Origin of the sequence: Trichormus variabilis 0441 (assembly GCF_009856605.1) — a bacterium.
GTDB classification, from domain to species: domain Bacteria; phylum Cyanobacteriota; class Cyanobacteriia; order Cyanobacteriales; family Nostocaceae; genus Trichormus; species Trichormus variabilis.
This window is the reverse complement of sequence record NZ_CP047242.1, coordinates 5,292,495-5,316,489: the sequence shown is the minus strand read 5'-3', so window position 1 is coordinate 5,316,489 and position 23,995 is coordinate 5,292,495. Positions and strand designations below refer to the sequence as shown.

The window sequence follows — 23,995 nt, the reverse complement described above, 5'->3', positions numbered from 1 at the left end:
ATGCTCAACTGAGGCTGGAAACAGAGAAGGCGACGAAAATCAAACCGCCAACCAAAATTGTGGCGGCGACTCCTAAAATAACGTAATTACGCTTTTGCCCTGCTGTGGGAGGTTCAGCTTGATAAACTTTTGGCTCCCTGGCAAAGTTATTTAGAAGTCCGCCTTCTTCGTTTGTATAGGGCATGAATTATTTCCTTAGCTCTGATTATTTTATTTAATCTTATAAAGACCTATATCTTTTACTTACACAATCAGAGATAAATCGTTACATTTGGTTAGTTGTCAGTTGTCAGTTGTTGTTACTCATTGGTCAACAGTCCAAAGCAATCACTATGGACTACTGACTACTGACTACTGACTATTGACCACTGACTAACTAATCGTACCTGTGACTGGTGAACTAGCACTGGCATAGGTTTTAATGGGCATTCTACCTGCGAGGTAGGCTAGACGACCGGCAACTGTTGCGAGGTTCATGGCTTGAGCCATTGCGGCTGGGTTTTGAGCAAGGGCGATCGCACTATTAATTAATAGGGCATCTGCCCCTAATTCCATCGCCTGGGAGGCTTCTGAGGGCGCACCAATGCCAGCATCTACCACGACTGGGATCTTGGCGTTTTCGATGATAATTTGAATGTTGGCGGTGGTTTTTAAACCCTGTCCTGAGCCGATGGGTGACGCTAAAGGCATGACTGTAGCACAACCGACATCTTCTAACCGCTTGGCTAGCATGGGGTCAGCGTTGATATAAGGTAAGACGGCGAAACCTTCTTTCACTAACTGTTCGGCAGCTTGTAATGTACCAATGGGGTCGGGAAGTAAATATTTGGGGTCTGGTATAACTTCTAATTTGACAAAATTATTATCTTCCTGACCTAATAACTTAGCCATTTCTCTCCCCAAACGCGCTACCCGAATGGCTTCTTCTGCGGTTTGACAGCCAGCTGTATTCGGCAACATCCAAATTCTCGACCAGTCCAGGGCTTCGGCTAAACCTTCATGGCCTGGGGCTTTGGTTTGGACTCGTCGCACCGCCACCGTGACAATTTCGCAACCGCTAGCAACAACGCTTTGCTGCATTTCTTCTATGCTGCGATATTTGCCTGTCCCCGTCATCAAACGGGAATGAAAGGATTTGCCTGCAATGATGAGGGATGAGTCTAGAGTGGGGAGTGGAGGGTTTTTGGCGTGTCCGTTGGAGAAGTTGGCGGAGTGGGTAAACATGGGGGTGGTAGATGCCTGTTTTTGAAAGCGTGAGTAGTGGAAATGAGACAGTAGGGGGTCAGATTTTTGTTCTACGATGAAATCGGCTATAAGTGCGGCGGTTATTGGTGCTAGTAAGATACCGTTGCGATAATGACCAGTAGCCAAGGTTAAATTGGCACAGTGACTAGTTCCTAAAATGGGTAATTCATCTGGAGTGGCTGGACGAAAGCCCCACCAAAATTCTTGAATGGGATAATCCTGTAACTGAGGATAGAGACGAATTGCGCCTTGCAGTAAAGTTTGAATGCCGGCGGGGGTGTTGTGGGGGGTAAAGCCGACATCTTCACTCGTTGCCCCAATAATAATAGATCGGTCTCGTCTCGGTACAATGTAAATATTTTCGCCAAATAAAACCCGCTTTAAAGGCAATTCCGGTACAGATTCCGGCACACGCACACGCAACATTTGCCCTTTACGAGGGGTTACGGGTAAGGGTAATAATTCATTTGCCCAAGCACCTGTGGCTAAAACATAGTGTTCGGCCTGAATGATGCCGGTGTTGGTTTGGACACCTACTACCTGTCCCTGCTGTTGTAATAATCCTTCTACTGTAATTCCGTCGTTGAGTTCCACACCAAGGCTTTCCGCCGCCGCCCACAGCACACGCGCTAGTGCTTGATTATTCACTTGGGCATCCTCTGGATACCACCAACCACCAACCACATCCTCACCTAATCCTGGTTGATATTGATGAATAACGGCTTTTTCTAACCAATAAGCGGGTGATTCTCCCTTATTTTCCTGAATTCTTACACCCTTGCTCTCCTGCCCTTCATAAACTGGCGCTAGGATGCCACAAGGCCAGTAACCAGTGTTTAAACCCGTTAAATCTTCTAACTTGCTTGTCCATTCGGGATATAAAGAACGCGATCGCCAGCATAGCGACTTCATCGCCTCATCTGTGATTTCCTCGGCATCCGGGGCTAACATCCCGGCGGCGGCGTGAGCTGCTGCTGCTGGGAAATCACGACAAAGCACGGTAACTTTTGTCCCGCGCAACTTAAGTTCAACGGCGATCGCCAAACCAATAACGCCGCCACCAATAATTACAATGTCCCTAGTCATTAGTCATTAGTATTTATATATTAGCTATTTACCATTAGTACATAACTAATAACTCATAACTTGTAACCAACGACTAGTACAAGTGGTGAGGGACTAGGGATTAATTTTGTTGACTAAATACTCAGTACTGGTCACTTAGGACTCAGCACTTCATTACCACAAAGCACGAATCGGTTCTTTTGTTTCGTTTGTGTCACCAGATACGGTGTCTCTTGATTGAACTTCTGTAGTACTAGGTTCTGGTGTATTGTCAGGAGATGATGAATCGGTGGAATTGTTATTTTGAGCCACACTGGTTCTGTTACCAGTTGATCTGCGCTCGTCCTGATTGCTGGTGCCTCTTTCTTCAGGGTCAGTACTAGTGTTGAAATTATCTTGCGCTACACTGGGTCTGTTTTCATTTGTAGTAGCATTGGTGCGATTGCGATTGGCTGAGGAGCTATTAACATTAATGTTAGCTGGGAGTACTTTCGATGCTTTGCCCCCTGGAGCATTATTACTAGTTGAAGTATTGTTACTAGCTGTTTGTTGCTGGCCACCCATTGGGAAGTTAATACCTAGCAATGTTCCCATGAGAATTGCCAAGCCTCCGGCCATAAGAATTAGCGGTGTCCATCTACCCATCTTGATTTCTCCTTGTTAACCTAACCTTCTGGTTGCCACACTACTTGAGAACCTTGACCCCAAAATCCGTCAAATTTTGTTACCTTTACATCACCTAATACCTGAGTCTGACAAGCTAAACGCAGGTCTTTTGTAGGAGAATGAGGAGGAAGCGATCGCCGTGCTTGATCTCGCCAATTCGCCACAGACACTTCACCTTCTACTTGGACAGCACAGGTACCACAACTACCAATACCCCGACAGTTTATTACCTTAGCACCGCTATTGTAGAGGTCAATACCACTTTTTAGCAGAACTTTGCGTAAATTTTCTCCGTTGTTGCACTCAATTGTTTTACCCTGAGCTAATACCTTAGGCATATTTTAATCAGCAAACTGGCGTTTTGTTGTATCTTGGCACATTGCCTTTAAAGTTGTCTCCAAAGTCTTAGTCTTATGACCAAAAATCCCTCTCCCCACATTTGGCTTTATGACACCACACTACGGGATGGCACTCAGCGCGAGGGGCTATCAATATCTACAGAAGACAAGCTACGCATTGCCCACAGACTCGATCAACTAGGGATTCCCTTCATTGAAGGTGGATGGCCAGGAGCCAACCCTAAGGATGTTCAATTTTTCTGGCAACTTCAAGAAGATCCGCTTAAACTTTCACAAATTGTTGCATTTTGTTCAACTCGCCGCCCTCATACTCATGCCGCAGATGAACCAATGCTGCAAGATATCCTGGCTGCGGGTTCTAGCTGGGTGACAATTTTTGGCAAATCCTGGGATTTACACGTCACAACAGGTCTAAAAACTACTTTAGAAGAAAACTTAGCGATGATCCGCGATACTATCGAGTTTTTTCGCTCTCAAGGGCGACGCGTGATCTATGATGCTGAACACTGGTTTGATGGCTATAAGCACAACCGAGATTATGCTTTACAGACCCTCAAAGCAGCAATGGCAGCCGGCGCAGAATGGTTAGTCCTCTGTGATACGAATGGCGGTACTTTACCTCACGAAGTTAGTCAGATTGTGCAAGATGTTGTCAAGGTGACTAGGGACTGGGGACGAATCAACTCAAAATTAGATCAGTCTGGGCAAGTAGTCAGTGAGGAAGTGGAAAAGAGTACTAATTCTCTACCCAATACCCAGTACCCAATCCCCAATCTCCCATTCCCCATTCCCCAAATCGGTATTCATACTCATAATGATTCAGATATGGCTGTTGCCAATGCTTTAGCAGCAGTGATGGCAGGGGCAACGATGGTACAAGGTACTATCAACGGTTATGGCGAACGTTGTGGGAATGCTAATTTATGTTCATTAATTCCTAATTTACAACTGAAATTAGGGTATAGCTGTATCACAGAACACCAGCTAGGGCAACTAGCAGAAGCCAGTCGATTTGTGAGTGAAGTGGTAAATCTTGCCCCTGATGAACACGCTCCTTTTGTGGGACGTTCGGCTTTTGCTCACAAAGGAGGTATTCATGTCTCCGCCGTGGAACGTAATCCCCTCACATACGAACACATTCAGCCGGAACAAGTAGGGAACCGTCGCCGGATTGTGATTTCTGAACAATCGGGGATTAGTAATGTGTTAGCTAAAGCCCGGACTTTTGGGATTGAACTAGACAAACAGACACCAGAAGCCAAGCAAATTCTTCAGCGCCTCAAGGAGTTAGAAAGTGAAGGATATCAATTTGAAGCAGCCGAGGCGAGTTTTGCTTTACTGATGTATGAAGCTTTGGGCGGAAGACAGCAGTTTTTTGAAGTGAAAGGCTTTCAAGTCCACTGTGATTTAGTGGAAGGCAAAGAAATGACCAATGCTTTAGCGACGGTGAAAGTCGCGGTGAATGGTAAGAACATTTTAGAAGCTGCCGAAGGTAACGGCCCAGTAGCAGCCTTAGATGCGGCATTACGCAAAGCTTTGGTCAACTTCTATCCCCAACTTGCCACCTTTGAGTTAACAGACTACAAAGTGCGGATTCTGGACGGTCACACAGGCACTTCTGCCAAAACCCGTGCCTTAGTGGAATCAGGTAATGGTTATCAACGCTGGACAACTGTTGGCGTTTCACCCAACATCTTGGCAGCTTCCTATCAAGCGGTTGTCGAAGGTTTGGAATATGGTCTGTTATTACACGCCCAAGCAGAGGCGGCAGTAAAAGCGTCTGGTTAGAGACGCGATAAATCGCGTCTGTACAATTGTCAGAGATGTGATTAATCGCGTCTGTACAATTTTCTCCCCCTGCTTCCCCTGCTCCCCCTGCTCCCCCTGCCTCTTCAAGTAAAGCTCTCCCAAACCTGGGTCACGAGTTTACTTAACCAACGACGTTGTTGTTGGTCTAGTAATTGGTCATCTGCTAGCAATTGGGCTGTTAAGTCTTCTAATGATTGACCTTGCGATCGCACTATTTTTATCACTCCGGCGATCGCTGAGGCCACTAATTCTTCATCTACACGCTGTTGTTTTAAAGCAAAAATTTCTTGTGGGCTGTCTGGAATGGGATAATTCATGGCGTAGGTTTATAAAATTTCCAAATGAACAAAAAAGTTTGACAAATTATTAAAAATTCTTTACCGAATCTTTATAGAAACCGATAGGGCGGAGTTTATCGTACTTACTGCCTTTCGCATATCTGTCTTGGTGAGTAGATTGACGGAGATGTCAGGAAAACATGAAAGAAATCCTTTATTTAGAAGTGCCAATCACGGATACGGCGGTTGTGCGCTGTTGGCTACAAACAGAATTTGACCCAGGCAGTTGGGAGAAAATACTGACTCCAGATGGTTGTAGGCTGAAAATATCTAGTAAATATACAGCAAGTAGCACGAAAATTACCGAAAATTTACCTAAAGAATTTTCTATATTTTTGTGGTCAGTCCAAAGAACTACTTACCTCAAGGTTTTTCGTTGGGCAGATCAGCAATTACCCGGAGAAAAGGAACTCTTACAAAGCTTAACAACAGCCATTCGCCAGCGTTTTCCTCATCACTATCCAGAACCACCAGCGATTGATTTATCCCAACAATCAATTTTTGAGGCTCTAGCACCCCATTACCCCCTAACGGTTAAATATTTCCAAAAGATGCCCAACGGGGAATATGACCTTAAACGTGCTTACTGGTGGGAACAGCGATGGCGTGAAGGAGTTCAAAATCCTCAGCAGCCGCGTCAGGTGGTGTTTTCGCAGAAAAGCGATAGGGGACTGGTGAGCCAGCGCGGTCTTGGAGGTTTCCCCCATGAGCGACTGGCGAACCCCGAAGGGGGAACTGGGAACTGGGAACTGGAAAAGCCCAATCCCCAATATGACCTGATCTATATTGGTGGCGCGTTGGGTGTCATCCATGCGGCGGTGATGGCAAAGTTGGGGTATAAGGTGTTGTTGGTGGAGCGTTTGCCCTTTGGACGGATGAACCGGGAATGGAATATTTCTCGTGATGAATTGCAAAGTTTGATTAACTTGGGTTTAGTGACAAATGCTGAGTTAGAAACTGTGATTGTCCGGGATTATAAGGACGGGTTTAATAAGTTTTTTGATGGCAATAACCCAGCAAAATTGCGATCGCCTGTCTTGCACACGCCCACGGTGTTAAACATAGCCTTAGACTCGGAAAAATGGTTGCAAATGTGCGGGAATAAGCTCAAGGCTGCGGGTGGCGATATTTGGGATGAGACAGAATTTATCCGTGCAGATGTCAATGATACACAAGTTGTTGTAAAAGTCAAAGATTTGCCCACCCAAACAGAAAAGCAAATAAGTGGACGACTGTTAGTAGATGCGATGGGAACAGCTTCCCCCATTGCGTGGCAATTAAACGGTGGTCGTGCATTTGATAGCGTCTGTCCCACAGTGGGCGCAGTCGTTGACGGGGGATTTGAGCCAGGGGTGTGGGATTCCCAATATGGAGATGTGCTTTATAGCCACGGTGATATTTCCCGTGGTAGGCAGTTGATTTGGGAATTATTTCCCGGTGCGGGTGAAGAACTGACAATTTATTTGTTTCACTATCACGAAGTTAACCCCCAAAATCCCGGCTCATTGCTGGAGATGTACGAAGACTTCTTCACAATTTTGCCAGAGTATCGCCGTTGCGATATGGACAAACTGGTGTGGAAAAAGCCGACATTTGGGTACATACCAGGACATTTCAGTGTGGGGAGTAGCGATCGCACCATCGCCTTTGATAGATTAATTGCGATCGGTGATGCTGCTTCCCTGCAATCACCCCTGGTATTTACTGGTTTTGGTTCCCTGGTTCGTAACCTAGAACGACTGACAACCCTGTTAGATGTAGCCCTCAAACATGACCTACTAAAGTTCAGTAACTTGAACCTGATTCGCGCCTATCAAAGTAATGTTTCTGTAACTTGGCTCTTTTCTAAAGGGATGATGGTTCCCACCGGCAAATTTTTAGCCCCTCAGCGCATCAACTCGATGCTCAATACCTTCTTTGGATTGCTGGCAGATGAACCCCCAGAAGTAGCAGATAACTTCATCAAAGATAGATGTGATTGGTTGACATTTAACCGCCTAGCCCTAAAAGCAGCCCGGAAAAATCCCGCCTTACTGTTGTGGATTTGGCAACTAGCAGGCCCCAAAGATTTGGTCAGATGGCTGGGAAATTATTTTAACTTTGGTCGCCACGCCTTAGTTAACGCCTTACTGAGTTCATGGTTCCCACGCTTCCTTCTAAAAATTAAACCTTGGCTAGAAACTAACAACCCGGCATTATGGCTGCGACTATTAGCCATTAACTACGCTATCACCACAGGTAGACCGCGATCGCCCCAGCAATTCGCACAATTCAACTCAGAAGCCGTTATTCATAACCCAGAAGGGGCGAGGGGGTAGAACAAATTCAAAATTCAAAATACCCTACGGGAAGCTAAAGCTACAAAATTCAAAATTAAGAATTTTCAGGATTTGGGTATAGAAGGAGACGAACTTCTTCCCAATCCCCAATCCCCAGTCCCCAATCCCCAGTCCCCAGTCCCCAGTCCCCAGTCCCCATCCCAACAAAGTAACTCTGATGACTCAAGCACTCGATCAAGTCGATTACAATACTCTCGATGCGGCCAAGCTTCGCTTTATTGAGGCCGCAAAACGTACATTGCAGTTTTCACCCGCCTATGGGAAAGTACCTCTTTCCGGGCTGGGGGGCAGTGCTAACGCCTTTAGTTTCAACCTAGCGCCTTACTTGCAGACGGGAACACCAGAACTTTTTGTGAGTCTTGTTCCTGAAGGTCTGGGTACTGCTGATGATGCCCGTCCTGATGACCTCTCGGAGGAAGAATTGCGACAGTTTTGGTGGAACATTGGTATCAAGATTCTCTCGTGTCTGACCAATGATGCTGCATCTTCGGGGATGCAAACGGTACTTCTGGGATTGTATTTACCCTCAAGTACCCCGGAAACCGTCTTCACCCCTGCCTTTTTGGATGGGTTTCTCGATGGTGTAGTTGAGGGATGCAAACGAATTGGCTGCGTTTATATTTCTGGGGAAACGCCACAACTCAAAACCAAGATGATTCCAGGGCGGCTGGATATTGCCGGTTCTGTATTTGGTGTCATGCCTCCTGGTGTGGCTCCTATTGATGGTACACGGTTGGCTGAAGGCAATGCGATCGTGTTGGTGGAAAGTACCGGACTCCATGAAAATGGCTTTACCCCGGTGCGGAAACTAGCCGAATCACTCCCCGATGGCTACAGAACAAAACTACCCAGTGGGCAGGAGTTATGGGCAGCGATGAATGCTGCCTCTCATCTCTACACGCCACTGGTGCAAGCGGTGTTGAGTGAGGGTATTCGTCCCACCGCAATGGAGAATATCACCGGTCATGGATGGCAGAAACTTATGCGGTCAGCCAAACCACTACGGTATGTGATTGAAAAATTGCTACCAGTTCCCGAAATCTTTCAGTTTGTCGAAAGTCAACTAGAAGGCGGGAAAGAAATGATGCTTTCCGTGTTCAATTACGGTGCAGGGTTTGCATTTTATACAGAAACAGAACAAGATGGAGAGAGAATTGTTCAGCTAGCAAAAGAGCAAGGATTAACAGCTGCGATCGCTGGTAGAGTGGAAGCATCCCCCACCCGTGAAGTTGTCATCACCCCATTTAACATCACATTAAAGGGAGAGTCTTTCGGCATCGCCAAAGGCGCATAGTCAAGTCGCTTCTCTACGAGACGCTACGCGTTAAGCGAAGCTATGCCGCAGGCTTTACGCTCCAATTCAAAATTCGTCTTGAAAAGTTTCCTACGGCGGGAAACCCCTCCGGGTTCACCAGTTGCCTGCGGAGGGAAACCCTCCTACAGCAATGGATTCACCGCCTACAGAACTTTTCGCAAAATTCAAAATTCAAATAGGACTGACGCAGTGTGACTAATTTTCTGGCTTTTTTGTCAATAGTCCATAGTCAAAATCCAGGTTTTTGGACTGTGGACTATTAGCTATTGACCATATTGACCATTAGGCTTGTTGAAATTCGGCAATTCCACCGACGCTAGAGACTTACGCCCCTTCCGTGGTCGCTGGGGATAAACCACAGGTGAAGGTGATTGAGTATCGTTAGCAACCTCATCAAATGAATCTGGCGCTAAGTCAGTCATGGGAAACTCCACCTCATTCATCGGTGAAGGGGCTGAATTATCCTGCTCTGGGACTTCGGCAGTTTTTTCAGTGGGAGAGACAGTAAAGGAAAATGAGGAAGTAGTGGGAAAGGGGCTTACTTCTACCGTTGGTTCCCATAACTGCTCTGGTGTTTCCTCTTCCTCGACATTAGTAGCCGAAGTTTCCCAAACAGTTGTGTCCACTGGCTGACTTTCTATAACTGCTTCGGATGCAGGTGGTGTTGCTGGTGTACCTCCAGCTTGGGAGGCGAAAAACATTTGAATGAGACTATCTATTTGCTGATCTAATTCTGCTGAACCCACAGATTGCGCCTCTTCAGGAGAAATAGGCGACTCATCTTCTTTTGGCGCAGGTTCTGGTGGCTGGGAGATTGTACGTATATCTTCCTTCTCCTTATCCTTCACTGGCCAGTTCCAGAGAGAAGGGGGATTAGGCATGGAGTAATCGCTGGTGAAAGGGCGTGGTGTTTTAGGCTCTTCCCAAGATTGATTAATATCCTCTTCTTGAGAGTCTGTTTCTGCTGACCAAGGTTTTATCGGTTCGGCGTTGGGAAACAAAGAGCGTGCTTTTCTAGCAAATCGGGTTTTGTGGGGGACTGTGTTGTGAGTGTTGCTAGTATCCGTCTCTGGAGATTCATAGTTAGGAATGGATGTCTCTAGACATTTTTCCAGCGCCGCTTTAAATTGCAAGGTCTGGCGTTGCTGTCTCATCAGTCGAGTACGCAATTCTCGACAAGCGTTTTCTGACTGGACGACTTGTTGGGACTGTTCACTATAGTTAGTTTGTAATAAAGAACACTCTCGTTCTAATTGAGCAATGCGCTGTTGACTAATTTGCAATTGGGCTTTATAACTATCAATCAGAATTTCCTGACGTTGAGTCGTTTGGACGGCAGTTTCTAACTGTTGGAACAGTGATTGAATTTGTTCTTGGGCTGCGGCTAGTTCTTGCGCTTGTTGATTGAGCATCGACTCAGTGACACTGGAGCGTCTTTTCTGCCACTGTAAAGCCTTTTCTGACTCAGCTAAGTCATCTTGTAAATGTTCTACTCGTTGGTATAACTGATTATTTGCTGCCTGCAATTCCTCATTCAATGCCAATAACTTCTGAAATTCAGTTTCTACCTGTGCTTGCTTTTCACCGTCAGGTTCCACCACCCAATCCTGCTTTTGTGCATCTTGAGGAGAATCGGCTGTTTGGATCTCGTCCTGCTCATCTTCTGCTGGTTTTAGGAGGGGCAATTTGGCATTAGTTGTGTTTTCAGAAGGCACAACTGTATAGAAGGGACAGATTGTCTGTTCCGGTTGTAGTGAATTAGCAGAAGAATTAGGAGATTCCATCACAGCCCTATTATTTGAGGTGTTAGCTTCATTCATCACTCTTGAACCACCCACTTAAAAACGCCTAGCATTGCTACCGCTAGGATACTTTTCAAGTGCTTGGGGGTTGGATCAGCCAAGTTAGACTGCCCCTAACACGGGTAATTATTCATTGATTCAGTGTTCCCTATTTTGCATACATAACTGATGTCGTTATAACATTATGAGCTTGCACCCCGTCAACCTTAGACTTGACGAGGGTTTCAAGTTCAAATGCTACAAATGTATGCACCGCAGTACAGATACCTAATAAAGGTTTAAGGCTGCTTGGCTTTGATAAACAGTTATGTGGTAGGTGGCTCGCTGGTACAAGGTCAGAGGCGGGATAAATACTGTCTCTGTATATAATTTATCAAATGCCTAGCTCAGAAAAGTTAAAAATTGAAAAGGGTAAGAGTCGTTGGTCAGTTGTCAATAGTTTTCTTTTCTACCCCCTTACCCCCAGGACTGTTTCAGTCTAAAAAGGTTTGCTAGCAAGAGTCACAACTCTTTCAACTCGGACAATAGATTTTAACCCAACTCAGTGATGTTAAACTTTCATTGTCTGGTCAAATGAAACAATAAACAGCATGGATGCCACCCATAAAGCCCAGGTCATTGCTAACGAGAAAAATCTCCTCTCAGCGATGAAAACAAATAACGTGGAACTTTTGGATAAACTGCTTCACGATGAGCTTCTGTTTAACGGGCCAAGTGGCGAAACGGCAACCAAAGCGATGGATCTGGAAAATTACCGTTCGGGAAACATCAACCTGCATACAGTCGAATCAAGTGATCTAATACTCAATGTGGTCGTGGACGACGTTGTTGTTGCCGTCACAGTAGAGATACGAGGAAATTATTTAGGGCAAGAAATTAATGGCAAATTCCGCTATCTTAGGGTTTGGAAGCTATTTGAAAACGACTGGAAAGTGATTGCAGGAAGCGTGGTTACGCTAAGTACCGACAACTGAAGACAATATATTTGGGAAAAATCTTCATCAAAAACAACATCCTTAATCCGATGCTAACGATTCCCAATACCAAGTTTTCTTCCCAGAATGAAACAGTCCTGCCCTCACATCCTGCTTCACGGTAGCCAACGGGGATGAAATCCGATGAAGGGTAGCTTTTCTGGTCTGATGGTACTGATGGCTGTGTCAGAAATGGGTAGTAGGGGCATTAGCCAAAGATTACTGGTGGCGATCGCTTCACCATCATCTGTTTTTAATTCTCTGGTTGTAGGTGCATTAGGATTGCTCTGGGGAACTACTTGGTCAAATAACAAGCCTAAACCATCTGGTGATAGGCTCATTTGCACGTTTCTTTGTTCTATGGGTAGCACCAGCAATGGTTTTTGCTGTCCTGTTTTCAGGTCGATGGCGACTAAATAAGGCTGTTCTATGTACTGTTCTTGGGATACAAGCTGTGTGAGTAAGCAATAAAGGGTGGGTAAGGCTGGATCAAATTGGCAACTGAGGATGGAACCTGTGGTTTTCAATAAGGGTTTTTGGACACCTTGATTTGTGACTAAAAATAATTCTTTTGTGAAATCTGTATTAAATTTCACCATTGCTGCTTGAGAGCCATCTTTGGAGAATGCCTGTACCAGTCCAAATTGGGGCAGAAAATCTAGGGGTTTGCTGGCATCTTTTTGTAGTGGTAGAATGGCGGCTCCTTGCCCTTGGGCAACGGCTACGGCTTTACTGTCAGGGGTAATCATGAAATCTCCCCCAGGCTGGCTTTGCAGACGTTGTGGGACGGGTCTTTGTCCTGAGTTGCTGGTAGCGGAGATAAACCACAGACCAAAGTCACTAGGGTTGTTTCTATTTCCCCGTTGAATCACAATAGTTTCGCCATTGGGGGATAGGTCGAATTTCAGGTTTTGATAGTCTTTATTATCTAAAAGTAAGTCGATTTTCCCTGCTGGTTCTGCTGGTGTATCAGATTTGGTGCTGATTCCGGTTGTGACTGTGTACAATTGCGCTGAAAGTAAGTCTTGATTGTTGGCAGCGCGAGCCGAGAATAAGATTTTTTCTCCATTGGGAAATGGTTTAAAATCCATCACAACTAAGTCTTTGGGACTAAGTACCTTTTTCTGTTCTAGAGATAAGTTGTACAGTACTAGCTGTCCTTGGTTTTCTTGATCGGCGCCAATGTAGAGAATGACGCGATCGCGTGTACGAAATTGACTAGTAAAGGGCTGGATTACCCGATTTGTTTGTTCTTTTTCGGCAAATCTATCTTTAGCGCCCTGCAACTGTAATTTATAATTTGTCCCATAAGGAGCTGGTGTCAGCAGAGTATAAACCATCCTTCGCCCTGCCCAACTGAATTTCCCTGCTAAAGGCGGTTCGATTTTTAAGTTATCTTCTACGCTTTTGATATCCATTGGACGGCTAAAGGTGACAGCAAACGAGGTGTCTTCTGCGCCGATTTGTTGATTTTCCCATGTAAAACTGCGTACACGAGAAGCAACCACATCACCTTGTAAGATTAGCAGTCCAATCAACAAACTCAAAATTAACATGAGAGCGATCGCCACGCGATCTAGTGGTTGGAGAAAGGGTTTGGTAGTCATTGGTCAGTTGTCAGTTGTTCGTTGTCAGTTGTTCGTTGTGGACTATTGACTAATAACTATATGGATTTGCTGGTTGGGGAATCTTTTTGATGGAGGTGGCGGCGATGGTTAATTGACGTTTACCGCTTAAGGTTTCGGTGGTCATTTTTCCTTCTACTTCTAACCAAGTGTCGGGAGAATACCGTTCTTGATTAGTTGCTAATTTAACTGGTAAACCTACAGGATAAGCATCGGCGGCGCAGCAGGTGAGGACAAATCTAGCGAGGAATATATATTCTTTGCCAATATCTGGGGGATGGATGACAAATCCTTGTACCTTGGCTTTTTGACCTGTATATGAATCTGGTTCGGGATAGACATTCACGGTGCGTACCCAATCTACAAGCGATCGCTCTTCTGGACGCACGGAGGCGCGGAAGGATTGGGGTTGTAGGCGCGAGGTGGTTAATAAATCTGTCACACCCCTCTGGAGTGCTTTATCACTGGCAAATACTTGCGGTGTAATAATAAAGCCTAAAACTGCGGTGAACAGCAGTAAGCCGCTACCCCAACCAGGAGCAAAAAAAGTGATGTGCTGGGGGTTGGGGGTGACATCACGAGGACGTAAGCGCCAAAGTTCTTTAGCTTTGGCAAAGCCAATAATTAATAAGACAACACCGGCTACAACTACTAATCCAAAATAATTGGGGTGAATTAATAAATTGAGCTTGCCAGTCAGCCAATATCTCAGCATTAATACGCCCCAGGCTGTAATTGCCAAGACATCCAGCCAAGAGAGCAGTTTATTTGGGACTTGAGATTTAGTCATTGGTTATTAGTCAATAGTCAGTGGTCAGTAGTCAGTGGTCAATAGTCAGAAGAAGAACTAACGAAGGACACCTGACCACTGACGAAATATCAAATAACGTGCAAGTTAATGAAAAGGGTGAATAAGAATGTCAGTAGCCCTGCTAAGGCAAATAAGTAGAAGATCGTCTTGGGTTTGAATATGGATAACATCAAGCCGACACTTTTGATGTCAATCATGGGACCAAAGACGAGAAAGGCTAATAATGAACCACTGCTGAAGGTGGCGGCGAATGATAGGGCAAAAAATGAATCGACAGTGGAACAGATGGATACTACTGCGGCTAACACCAGCATGACGAGAATTGAGGTAATCGGGCCAGAACCTAGACTGAGGATTAATTCACGGGGTGCTAGGACTTGAATGGCTGCGGCGATCGCACTCCCAATTACCATGACTGCACCCAACTCCCGCAATTCTTGGATGCTGTTATCTAATAACAGGCGTAGTTTATCTCTCAACGGTTTATTGTTGCTGCTAGCCTCATTTGTTGGGGCTAGGTTAGCATCTAGTCGTGTTGGCACACCACCTGCTCGACCACCTAAAATATAAGTCCCAGAACGCAACATACTGGGGGTATTCGTGTCTTTTGTTGTGGAGTATTTACCCCGGCGTTTTGTTTCTGGTTTGGCTGGGGGATTAAATTTTAAATAACGAGCGATCGCTGGTTGGACTATGGGTTCTAAGTCCGCTTGAAAACTGAAAACAAAACCGATAATTGTGGCGATTAAGAGCGAAAATATCACACGTAAAACTACTATTTCTGGTTGTTCCCTAAATGCTGTCCATGTTGCCCAAATCACAATCGGGTTAATTGTCGGTGCTGCTAGTAAAAAACCAACCGCTACGGGTGTAGGTACTCCTTGCATCAGCAAGCGCCGCGCTACTGGCACATTTCCGCATTCACAGACTGGAAACAAAAAGCCGACCATACTGCCAACTAAAGCACCTAATAAGGGATTTCTGGGCATTTTTTCTACTAATTTGCGCTCATCTACAAAAAACAGCAGCAAACTGGAGAATAAAACCCCAAGCAGCAAAAAGGGCATCGCCTCGACTAGCAAACTCAGAAATATTGTGAAACCATTGTTCAGTTGATTCATGGGTGTCGCAGTCAAAAGCGCTGTGGATTTTTTAGGTTAAGCCTAGTCATTCTATAGAAACGGGGATCAAACACATTTAGTGACAGATCAAGATAAAATTTGGCAAATAAGTTAGTTCTGGGATTCTAGTTGAGTTTAAGCAATGTATTGATGCTGACGAGCCAGCGCATATTCATGTTTATATGGGTGAATTTACTGGCAATGAACATTCTTATGATTGTTCTATTGTGTAAATAGTTCCGATATTAGCAGACTGGGTATAAAGTTACATAAATTTTCACTACCTAAGATTTATACTTACTGTCAATTAGCTCTTTAAAGTGTTAACTTCCGGGCATTTTCACCAAGTATTCATACTTTTTAAATAACGGGGGATCACTGTGATAATTGGTTATCAGCCTTATAACATAGCACTTGTAAAGGTTTTAGGCTGCTATTGGCTGTGAGTATTCCCATAAATTATTGTCATTGCTAACTTAACAAGTAAATCTTTTTGATCCTTGGGGCAATTTTTTGTGCTTTGGTTGATTTTTTACTATAAAAACTTTCAACTTGCAAGCCCAATCTGCCAAAAATCGATTATGGGACTTCAGTAAAATCACAGTGGTAACATTATTTTATATTTAAGCATTTACGCTGAAAATATTTTTGTGTTACTTTTACTAAATTTAGCTTCAGTAGTAAGCTCGGAAGCTAGAATGTTGGCTTATTTACTTGTCAGTCCTTGTATCTATCAGAGTCTCAAGTGTCACAAGAATTTTGTCCCCTTGTATCACCACCTACTGTATCTAGAGGTAGCGATCGCGATTTAGGTTTAGATTCCACCATTCAAGAACTACCAATGTACACTTTTCAGGTGGAAATTAGCCTGACTGGCGTAGAAGTAGCGAAGTATTTTGATAAATATCCCTTGTTACCAGGGGTAATTTTGCTAGAACAGGGAAAGTTTACGGGAATGATATCCCGGCGAAGGTTAATAGAGTTTTTGATGCGTCCCTACGGACAAGATTTGTTCGCTAAAGAACCATTAGATGTTCTCTATCGTTATGCGCGTTTAGCGGTTTTAGTGCTGGCTGATACCACACCAATCTTGACAGCCATGCAACAGATATTAAGGCGATCGCCTGAATTTTTAGCAGAACCTCTAGTAGTACAAACAGCAGATAATTCCTACAGATTGTTAGATCCCCATGAATTAAATATTGCAGCTTGGCAAATTCGCGGTATAGAAACTCAAGTACGCTACGAACGCAGCCAAGCCCAAATGATTCAAAACGATAAAATGGCGAGACTGGGGCGGTTAGTAGATGGGGTAGCACACGAAATTTTAGACCCCGTAGGTTTTATTTGGGGTAACTTAACTTATATTTCTAACTACAGCCAAGATTTACTGAAGTTAATAGCTGCTTATGATGAATGTTTACCCTCTGGTTGTGAGGTAATAAATGATATTAAAGAAGAAATTGAATTTGATTATCTAGAAAAGGATTTATCTAAAGCATTAACTAGCGCTCGTTCCGGTGCAGAAAGACTAAAAAAACTCGTTACTAGCCTACAAAATTTTTGCCATATCGATGCTGTTTATCCTAAACCCGTAGACTTACACGCCTCTATAGACAGTATTGTAATTTTAATTAAAAGTCGTTTGAAAGGCGAAATCACTATTATTAAAAATTATGGAAAAATCCCCCCAGTCTCTTGTTTTATAGGACAGTTAAACCAAGTATTGATGAATATTTTCAGTCACGCTGTCGATAGTTTACTAGATGAAACTGTGCGGCGGCAATTGCAACCCGATTGCGGACAAAATGTGAAGCAAGCAACTATAGAAATTACAACGGAAGTTATTTCTCAAGCAGCTACTAAACCCAACGAATTTGATTCACGCTGGGTTTCGATTTGTGTGGCGGATAATGGGACAGGAATGTCGGAGGAATTACAACAACAAATCCGCGAAAATTTCTCTATAGAAAAAAGAACAGAAAAAGAGACAAGTTTAGCCGTTAGTTATCGCATTATCACGGCGAGACACGGCGGTAAACTCAATTTCTCTTCCAAACTAGGAATCGGTACAAAATTTGAAATTTTACTACCTTTGCTCTAGTCAATATTCAATAGTTATTTGTTGTTCTCCCCGTCTCCATCCCTCTAACCGCCACTTGCTTCCCCCCAATCTCTGATAACAGAAAATAGGGCAGAGTAATCGTCATTGGCAAATGACATTTTCATGGTTGTTTGTAAAAGTTTCTGCACAGTTTCAATACTGCTGAGATCCAGTCCCAGGTATTGGGCTTCGGAAATAAACAAGTCGGTATCTTTGAGCAAGTGTTTTGTGGGAAAGTTGGGATTGCTATAATTACCATCCAACATCCTTTGCAGCTTTTTATCAAAGGTAGGCGCATACAGCGCACTCTCCCTTAAGACTTGCATAAATTTATCTACATCAATACCTTGACGCTGCACAAAAGCTAAACTCAGGGCAAAACTAGTAGTTAAGGAAGCAATTAGCTGATTTAGGGCTAGCTTTAATCCCGATGCCGTTCCCACTGGCCCTATTAATAATGGGTCTGGGCCAAAATTCTTGAGTAAATCTAGACAGCGTTCATACTGTTTAGGTTCAGCGCCTACCATCACTGTCAGCGTACCCGCTTTGGCTTCGGGGATACTTCCTAATACTGGTGCTTCTATATATTCGCCGCCACCACCCACTATGGAATCTCGAATTTCTTGGCTTTGAGTGGAGGTAATTGTTCCCATCTGAATGATGGTGCGTCCTTGGAGAGTCCGCCAAGAAGTATCCGAAAGCAACACATGATATATTGCTGCGGCGTTGGTCAGCATGAGGATGACACACTCAGCTTCTCGAATTGCGTAGCGGGGATGTGTCACCACTTCCGCGCCAGCTGCTTGTAATGGTGCTAGTTTTTCTGGGGTGCGGTTATAGGCAACTACCTCTATATTTGCTGCTAACAATCTTTGGGCCATTGGTAGTCCCATAAGTCCAGTTCCCAGAAATGCCACCTTCATGTTTTACGTTCCTTTGATTCAGCCGCTTTTCCATCGTTTGATTGTAGGTTGTCAGGGAGTAGCTCATTAACGGTTAACTGTTAACAGATTTACATTTTTTCTACTCCCTACGTCCGGATCTAGCGATCAGCCTCCTGCGGCAAAAGTTGCCATAATGACAACTGAAAGCAAGATGCCAGGACTAAGTAATGTTACCAACATTAATAGGTCATGAGCAGTCATAATTGTAACTCCCCTCTGATGCTCGACTTCATAGTAATCACTGTTATGCTAGTCTATATCCAGCCAATCCAGCATTCTTAAATAGAGTTTTAATTATTAGTCAGAGACGCGATTAATCGCGTCTGTACAATTTTAGGAATGCGATGAATCGCGTCTGTACATTTGTCTGCACCCCCTACTTACCCAGTTCTGGCACAGATAATCCTTTGAGTGCTTGAGAAGCTTCCTCTTTTGTCAGTCCCTTGCTTTGAATTAGAACTCCAAAGCCCCCAAGTCCTGTGGGATCGATTAACTGGTGTAGTGCTTGTCGCCTGTGGAGTAACTCAGAAACTGGTATTTGTTGATAGGAGAGGGCTGCAATGCGATCGCCTAAACCCAGAGCCATTAAAAATAGAGCTTGCTGGGTAAAACCGAGTTTTTCTAGGCCACAGCGATCGCCCCATCGTTCCAAGGCGGTAAAGTCAACATGGGCGGTGATATCTTGTTGCCCAATATTGATATAGGGGTTGTTGTGATGACGATGTTGATAGTAGCACTGTAAGGTTCCTTGCGATCGCCTGGGGTTATAGTAACGGCTGGCAGGATAGCCATAATCAATTGTTATCACATACCCTCTTTGCAAGCGGTCTGCTACTATACTCAACCAATCAAGAGCCGCTAAATTAATTTCACTGCGATAGCCATCTTCATAACCGCCTTGCGCCAAATTAATGCCTACTAAGTCAAAATATTCTGCGAGTCTGGGGGTAGATGGGGCTGCTGCGACTTCAGTTAATTCGTAATTAGGGGATGGGGAAAGATTTTTTGCTTCTTGTGCTTCCTTCTCTCCCTGGACAGTTAGATAAATTTCCCTCAGTTCCCCTCCCTCTAAAATGAACTGATGTACTGGTAGTGCATCTACTAATTCATTGGAAAAAAAACAGCCTGTAATCGAGTTAGGTGATATTTCCTCCCAACTGCACCAGCGCACAGAAAACCCTTGTAAGCGTTCCTGTTGTTCTTGCTTTAAACCTGGGGATTTTTCTACAATCAGATATTGCAAGGCTGTAAATAAGTTGGGATATTTTACCTGTATATATTTCAGGATATGTAAAGCTAACAGTCCTTGCCCTGCTCCCATTTCCACCAAATAAAAGGGTGTGGGTTTTCCTAAAATCTCCCACATCTGCACAAATTGTTCTGCTAGTAAATCACCAAGGTCAGCACCTAAATTGACTGAAGTGAAAAAATCGCCACCTTTAAACCCGATTTTGACGGTATTGCTGGAATAATAACCGTATTCAGGGTGGTAAAGCGCCATGTCCATATATTCTGCAAAAGTAATTCGCGCTTCGGGGCTGTTAGCAATGCGATGGGTGATGGCTGTTTGTAGCGCTGAATGAGAATTCATAGACAAGTTAAATTAAAGCCGGGAGTAGGAAATTTTGTAATTCAACTTTCCAAAATATAAGGCGATGTTGCGAGGGTTTTCGCTCCTGTCTGCATAAGTTCTATATCTGATTCTGTCCAAAAACGCGTTCCTTGGCAGTGATGTGCGACTAGCAAGCCCCATAACCCCTTGGGGACTAAAACTGGTACAACTAGGTTAGCGCGGACTTGTAGAGTGCGGAGAAAATCCCTATGACAAGGGGTAATTGATGCTGATTCAATGTCGGCGATCGCTTTTGTCCGTCCAGCTAAATACAGTTCTGCATACTCATCATTAAAACATTCATCTGCCCCGGTTGAGCCTAATATCGAAAATTCTTCAGAACTTAAAGCCTCGAATGTCACTTGTCCGTGCCACTGCCAGTAAAAGTAATACAAAACAACACGATCAATTTGCAGGGATTCTCTGAGTCTATTTGTCGTTTGTCTAACTAATGCGTCTCTCTGCATTGTCTGGACAAGACGCTGGAGAACTCTTTGTAAACCCTGTTCAGTTGGTTGATTTGAACTAGGATCAAATTCTGCATGAGAATGAATTTGCACAATTCTACAATGATGAATCAGTCAAGTCTTTCAGATTTATATAGTAATTTATTTGGTTTCAATTGAACAGTGGTCGTAATATCGCTAACTCATTTATATAAAGACAAAATGCTTACATAACAAGAATTTTGTTGTTTTTATCTTAAAAATTTATGTCACTTCATCCTAATAAAGTAAATATTAAGTAGGGGAGGCAAAAAGCGGTGTAGATGTTCTTCCCGCTTTATTGCCCTTGTGTTACTGCTATGAAAGGATTTGGGACCCAGAGACAAGAAAATTTAGCCGTAACGCACCATCCGTAAGGCGGTGCGTTAGGCACGAAGATAGTTATTTTGTGACCAATCATCTTGGGAATCAGCACCTAACACACCCTACTGGACTGACACGACTTACATATATTTCAAAAATCAAGTATGAGTCCTATCTTTGGGGTAATTACTATTTTCGTTTTTTAACTTTTTCGCAGATTATATTTAAATTCAAACAATCCCAGTGACCCAGATGCTAGCAACAAGGGCAAAAAATAGTATATGCCTCGATAAGCTAAGAGTGAGCCAATAATTGTTGCCGCCGGAAGTTTAGAAGTAAGTAAGAGTAATACTACAGTTTCAAATACACCCAAACCACCAGGGATATTACTAATAACTGCTGCAAACATCGCTAGTAAATAAATTCCTAAAAAATTAGGATAAGACAAATTGGTATTAGCTGGCAGTATTTCATAAAGTACTGACGCTGCAAGCATCCAATCAAGGCTAGAAATGAAGATTTGTGCCAGAGAGATGTGAAAAACAGGCAAACGAAACAGATGACCACGAATTATTAATGATTGTTTAATAAAAATACTGCCTAATAAGTAACTAGCAATCAAAAAAAGAAAAATTATGCCGAGGGGGCGCACTGTAGAAAAAGGCAAATGTAATTGGTTAGGAATCAGCAAAGGATGGGTGATAAAAATCAATCCAGCAACAGTGAGCATTCCCAGCCAAAAAGTAAAATTAACAAAGGCAATTATTTGGGCGATCGCCACGGGTGGTACTCCCCAATTAGCATAAAATCGATAACGGATAGCACTGCCAGTCAGTAAGGCAAAACCGATAGTATTACTAAAGGCAGAGCTAATAAAGTTAGTGAGCGCAATCTTATTCCAAGATAAGGGACAACCAACGTAGTAAAATCCCAAAATATCGTACCCTACCATGACTGAATAACCTAAGATAGTCAGCCCTAATGCCCGACTTAATCGCTGTTTAGGAATGGTAGTTAAAGAGTGAAGAATATCTCGATAATTATAATCTCGTAATTCGTTAGCGATCGCCCATAGACAAAGCGTCAATAATATCAAACTCAACAAATAACTCAGATTAAATCGGGGATTTTTGGGCATAGAGATATGAGGATATAGAGAAAGAAAGTCTTCAACTTTCCATCAAGTTGACACAACATTGACAAATGTTTTGCTTAAACTTCTGAACATAAATTCATCTGTCGTTTATTTGTTCTCACTCTACTCCCCATCGTCTCATGCCTAATCATGATGCCCTCGCTGGTGGAAAAGTTCACCTCCGCCGAGGTGTAGATTTACAAGTTTCTCATAGTCCGGGTGTGTATCCCCCGTTGGTTTTTATCCACGGTGGAACAGGAAACCGCTTCAATTTTAGAATGCAGTATGAATTTGCCCAGGCTCAAGGTTGGGAAGTTTTAGCCTACGATTTGGGCGGGAATGGTCAGTCTAGTCGTTACTCGCGCTACTCTATAGGGCGACATTGTCGAGATTTAGCGCGATTGTTAGTCCGCTTTGGTGTGGAGTCACCTGTGTTGTGCTGTCACAGCTATGGGGTTCCCATTGGTCTTGAGTTTGTGCAACACCATCCAGTCAGTGCAATTATTGCTATTGCTGGGGGAACTCACGATTTAGCACCGTGGTGGGAAATTCCCTTGATGAAGTTTATGGCTGGGGGTGGCAGATATTTGCTGCATTTGCCTGGTGTGCAAAAAATCAATAAGCTTCTCTCGACTTCTTATAGTCACAGTGTGATGGAACGATTTTTTGTAGAAAACCCACCACCCACAGATTTTGATGCCTATAAAGGTTTAGAAATCTTTTGGGACTATAACTTTTTTATTCGTCATCCTTTACCGAAAAATCTGCATATTCCGGCTTTGGTCATTACTGCCGACAAAGATCCCACATTTACAGCCAACATGGGGGATGAGTTAGCCAATCACTTTGATGATGGTACTCATTTACATTTTGCCAAGGGAGGACACTTAGTGATGGCTGAGTCGGCTGAGTTAGTGAATGAGGCGATCGCTAATTGGTTAATTCAAAAACTTACTATTAATTAATCTCCTCAAAATATGAATCAGCAAAAATCTTCAATTTTCCTGTTATTGTCAGTACTCTCTTTAATTGGTTGCAATTACTGGCCAATCTCTACAGCTCAAGTACCAACAAAAACTGCTGCTAAATTATTGTCCCAAGCAAATACTGATATCTTAGCTACTCCCCTCACCTACCAAATAGAAACCTACAAAAGCCAAGTTATGGGAGGAAACCGCACCTATGGAGTTTCTTTACCCCCTGGTTATGCACAAAACTCACAGCAACGCTATCCTGTAATTTTTCTTCTCCACGGTGGACACGGCGAGCCTATAACTTGGTTTGATAAAGACAGGGGAGAAGCCCTGAAAACTCTAGAGAAACTCTACACTACAGGTAAGTTACAACCTAGTATTATCATCACCCCAGATGGTAATGACCAGCGTGGTTCTAGCCCCTACTGGGACCCTGAATATATTGATGGTTCTAACGGTAAAGTTTCGACGGCCGTTGGTAATGAGCTAGTCAAAGTGGTAAAAAGCCGTTACCGGACACTACCTAATCCTCATTTTTGGGCGATGGGAGGATTATCTTCTGGTGGTTGGGGCGCAGTTAATATAGGCTTACATAACTTAAATAATTTTTCGATTTTATTTAGTCATAGCGGTTATTTTCGAGATAAAAGCGGCCCATTCAATAGCCCCATAACTTTTATTAAGGATGTGCCAACACAAGCAAAAAAAAGATTACGGATTTATCTAGATACAGGTAGCTCAGATATTGATGAAGTTAAAGAAGGTGAAAAATTTAGTCAAGAACTAGCACGCCTCAATATTTATCATGTATTTCGTCAATTTCCTGGTAGTCATACTTGGCAATATTGGCGAGAACATTTAACTAATTCTTTGACTTTTGTGGGTGAGCAATTTAAAGCTGCACAAGCCGCTAGTAAAGATAAAAATTTACGCCATGATTGATAATTG

General features: G+C 43.6%; 20 protein-coding genes. 7 read left to right on the top strand and 13 right to left on the bottom strand.

Annotated elements, in window-relative coordinates; translation table 11 throughout:
* Positions 1–4 precede the first annotated feature (4 nt).
* The 4 genes from psb34 to GSQ19_RS21910 form a co-directional block, all read right to left on the bottom strand.
* Positions 5–184 carry a photosystem II assembly protein Psb34 gene (gene psb34 / locus GSQ19_RS21925; RefSeq protein WP_011319952.1) on the bottom strand — a complete coding sequence of 60 codons (180 nt, stop codon included), beginning with the start codon at positions 182–184 and terminating at the stop codon, positions 5–7.
* A gap of 188 nt (positions 185–372) precedes the next feature.
* Entirely contained in the window at positions 373–2,331 is a 1,959-nt protein-coding gene (thiO, locus tag GSQ19_RS21920) for a glycine oxidase ThiO (RefSeq protein ID WP_011319951.1), read from the bottom strand.
* Between the two features lie 153 nt (positions 2,332–2,484).
* Positions 2,485–2,955 (bottom strand): hypothetical protein, encoded by a 471-nt coding sequence (locus tag GSQ19_RS21915; protein ID WP_011319950.1) that lies wholly within the window; start codon positions 2,953–2,955, stop codon positions 2,485–2,487.
* Positions 2,956–2,975: 20 nt separating this feature from the next.
* On the bottom strand, positions 2,976–3,314 hold the full coding sequence (locus GSQ19_RS21910) for a 2Fe-2S iron-sulfur cluster-binding protein (protein ID WP_011319949.1): 339 nt from the start codon (positions 3,312–3,314) through the stop codon (positions 2,976–2,978).
* Between the two features lie 75 nt (positions 3,315–3,389).
* Between GSQ19_RS21910 and cimA the strand changes: the two genes are divergently transcribed.
* Entirely contained in the window at positions 3,390–5,123 is a 1,734-nt protein-coding gene (cimA, locus tag GSQ19_RS21905) for a citramalate synthase (protein WP_011319948.1), read from the top strand.
* A 104-nt stretch (positions 5,124–5,227) separates the two neighbouring features.
* Here cimA and GSQ19_RS21900 read toward each other — a convergent pair whose 3' ends face one another.
* On the bottom strand, positions 5,228–5,461 hold the full coding sequence (locus GSQ19_RS21900) for a hypothetical protein (RefSeq protein WP_011319947.1): 234 nt from the start codon (positions 5,459–5,461) through the stop codon (positions 5,228–5,230).
* Positions 5,462–5,622: 161 nt separating this feature from the next.
* On the opposite strand from GSQ19_RS21900, the gene GSQ19_RS21895 reads away from it, so the two are divergent.
* Both GSQ19_RS21895 and GSQ19_RS21890 read left to right on the top strand, forming a co-directional pair.
* Entirely contained in the window at positions 5,623–7,800 is a 2,178-nt protein-coding gene (locus GSQ19_RS21895; protein WP_011319946.1) for an NAD(P)/FAD-dependent oxidoreductase, read from the top strand.
* 178 nt (positions 7,801–7,978) lie between these two features.
* A complete protein-coding gene (locus GSQ19_RS21890) occupies positions 7,979–9,115 on the top strand; it encodes a phosphoribosylformylglycinamidine cyclo-ligase (RefSeq protein WP_011319945.1) in 1,137 nt (378 codons plus the stop codon).
* 284 nt (positions 9,116–9,399) lie between these two features.
* Here the strand turns inward: GSQ19_RS21890 and GSQ19_RS21885 are convergent, their stop codons facing one another.
* Positions 9,400–10,956: a hypothetical protein gene (locus GSQ19_RS21885; protein WP_011319944.1), complete on the bottom strand. Its 1,557-nt coding sequence runs from the start codon at positions 10,954–10,956 to the stop codon at positions 9,400–9,402.
* A gap of 572 nt (positions 10,957–11,528) precedes the next feature.
* Between GSQ19_RS21885 and GSQ19_RS21880 the strand changes: the two genes are divergently transcribed.
* Positions 11,529–11,912 carry a nuclear transport factor 2 family protein gene (locus GSQ19_RS21880; RefSeq protein WP_011319943.1) on the top strand — a complete coding sequence of 128 codons (384 nt, stop codon included), beginning with the start codon at positions 11,529–11,531 and terminating at the stop codon, positions 11,910–11,912.
* Positions 11,913–12,028: 116 nt separating this feature from the next.
* On the opposite strand, the gene GSQ19_RS21875 is transcribed toward GSQ19_RS21880, so the two are convergent.
* The 3 genes from GSQ19_RS21875 to GSQ19_RS21865 form a co-directional block, all read right to left on the bottom strand.
* Positions 12,029–13,519 (bottom strand): Ig-like domain-containing domain, encoded by a 1,491-nt coding sequence (locus tag GSQ19_RS21875; protein ID WP_011319942.1) that lies wholly within the window; start codon positions 13,517–13,519, stop codon positions 12,029–12,031.
* 49 nt (positions 13,520–13,568) lie between these two features.
* Complete coding sequence (locus GSQ19_RS21870) at positions 13,569–14,327, bottom strand: TIGR03943 family putative permease subunit (RefSeq protein ID WP_011319941.1); 759 nt, start codon at positions 14,325–14,327, stop codon at positions 13,569–13,571.
* 89 nt (positions 14,328–14,416) lie between these two features.
* Positions 14,417–15,469: a permease gene (locus tag GSQ19_RS21865; protein WP_011319940.1), complete on the bottom strand. Its 1,053-nt coding sequence runs from the start codon at positions 15,467–15,469 to the stop codon at positions 14,417–14,419.
* A 745-nt stretch (positions 15,470–16,214) separates the two neighbouring features.
* Between GSQ19_RS21865 and GSQ19_RS21860 the strand changes: the two genes are divergently transcribed.
* Positions 16,215–17,573, top strand: coding sequence for a sensor histidine kinase (locus GSQ19_RS21860; protein WP_011319939.1), 1,359 nt, complete (start codon positions 16,215–16,217; stop codon positions 17,571–17,573).
* Between the two features lie 44 nt (positions 17,574–17,617).
* Here GSQ19_RS21860 and GSQ19_RS21855 read toward each other — a convergent pair whose 3' ends face one another.
* From GSQ19_RS21855 to GSQ19_RS21840, 4 genes are all read right to left on the bottom strand, one after another.
* Positions 17,618–18,496 (bottom strand): NAD(P)-dependent oxidoreductase, encoded by an 879-nt coding sequence (locus GSQ19_RS21855; protein WP_041456268.1) that lies wholly within the window; start codon positions 18,494–18,496, stop codon positions 17,618–17,620.
* A 397-nt stretch (positions 18,497–18,893) separates the two neighbouring features.
* Positions 18,894–20,108 carry a class I SAM-dependent methyltransferase gene (locus tag GSQ19_RS21850; RefSeq protein ID WP_011319937.1) on the bottom strand — a complete coding sequence of 405 codons (1,215 nt, stop codon included), beginning with the start codon at positions 20,106–20,108 and terminating at the stop codon, positions 18,894–18,896.
* Between the two features lie 41 nt (positions 20,109–20,149).
* Entirely contained in the window at positions 20,150–20,689 is a 540-nt protein-coding gene (locus GSQ19_RS21845; protein WP_011319936.1) for a GAF domain-containing protein, read from the bottom strand.
* Between the two features lie 451 nt (positions 20,690–21,140).
* On the bottom strand, positions 21,141–22,076 hold the full coding sequence (locus GSQ19_RS21840) for a lysylphosphatidylglycerol synthase domain-containing protein (protein WP_011319935.1): 936 nt from the start codon (positions 22,074–22,076) through the stop codon (positions 21,141–21,143).
* 137 nt (positions 22,077–22,213) lie between these two features.
* Between GSQ19_RS21840 and GSQ19_RS21835 the strand changes: the two genes are divergently transcribed.
* Together GSQ19_RS21835 and GSQ19_RS21830 are read left to right on the top strand one after the other, a co-directional pair.
* Positions 22,214–23,038, top strand: coding sequence for an alpha/beta fold hydrolase (locus GSQ19_RS21835; protein WP_011319934.1), 825 nt, complete (start codon positions 22,214–22,216; stop codon positions 23,036–23,038).
* A 12-nt stretch (positions 23,039–23,050) separates the two neighbouring features.
* On the top strand, positions 23,051–23,989 hold the full coding sequence (locus GSQ19_RS21830) for an alpha/beta hydrolase (RefSeq protein WP_011319933.1): 939 nt from the start codon (positions 23,051–23,053) through the stop codon (positions 23,987–23,989).
* Positions 23,990–23,995 lie beyond the last annotated feature (6 nt).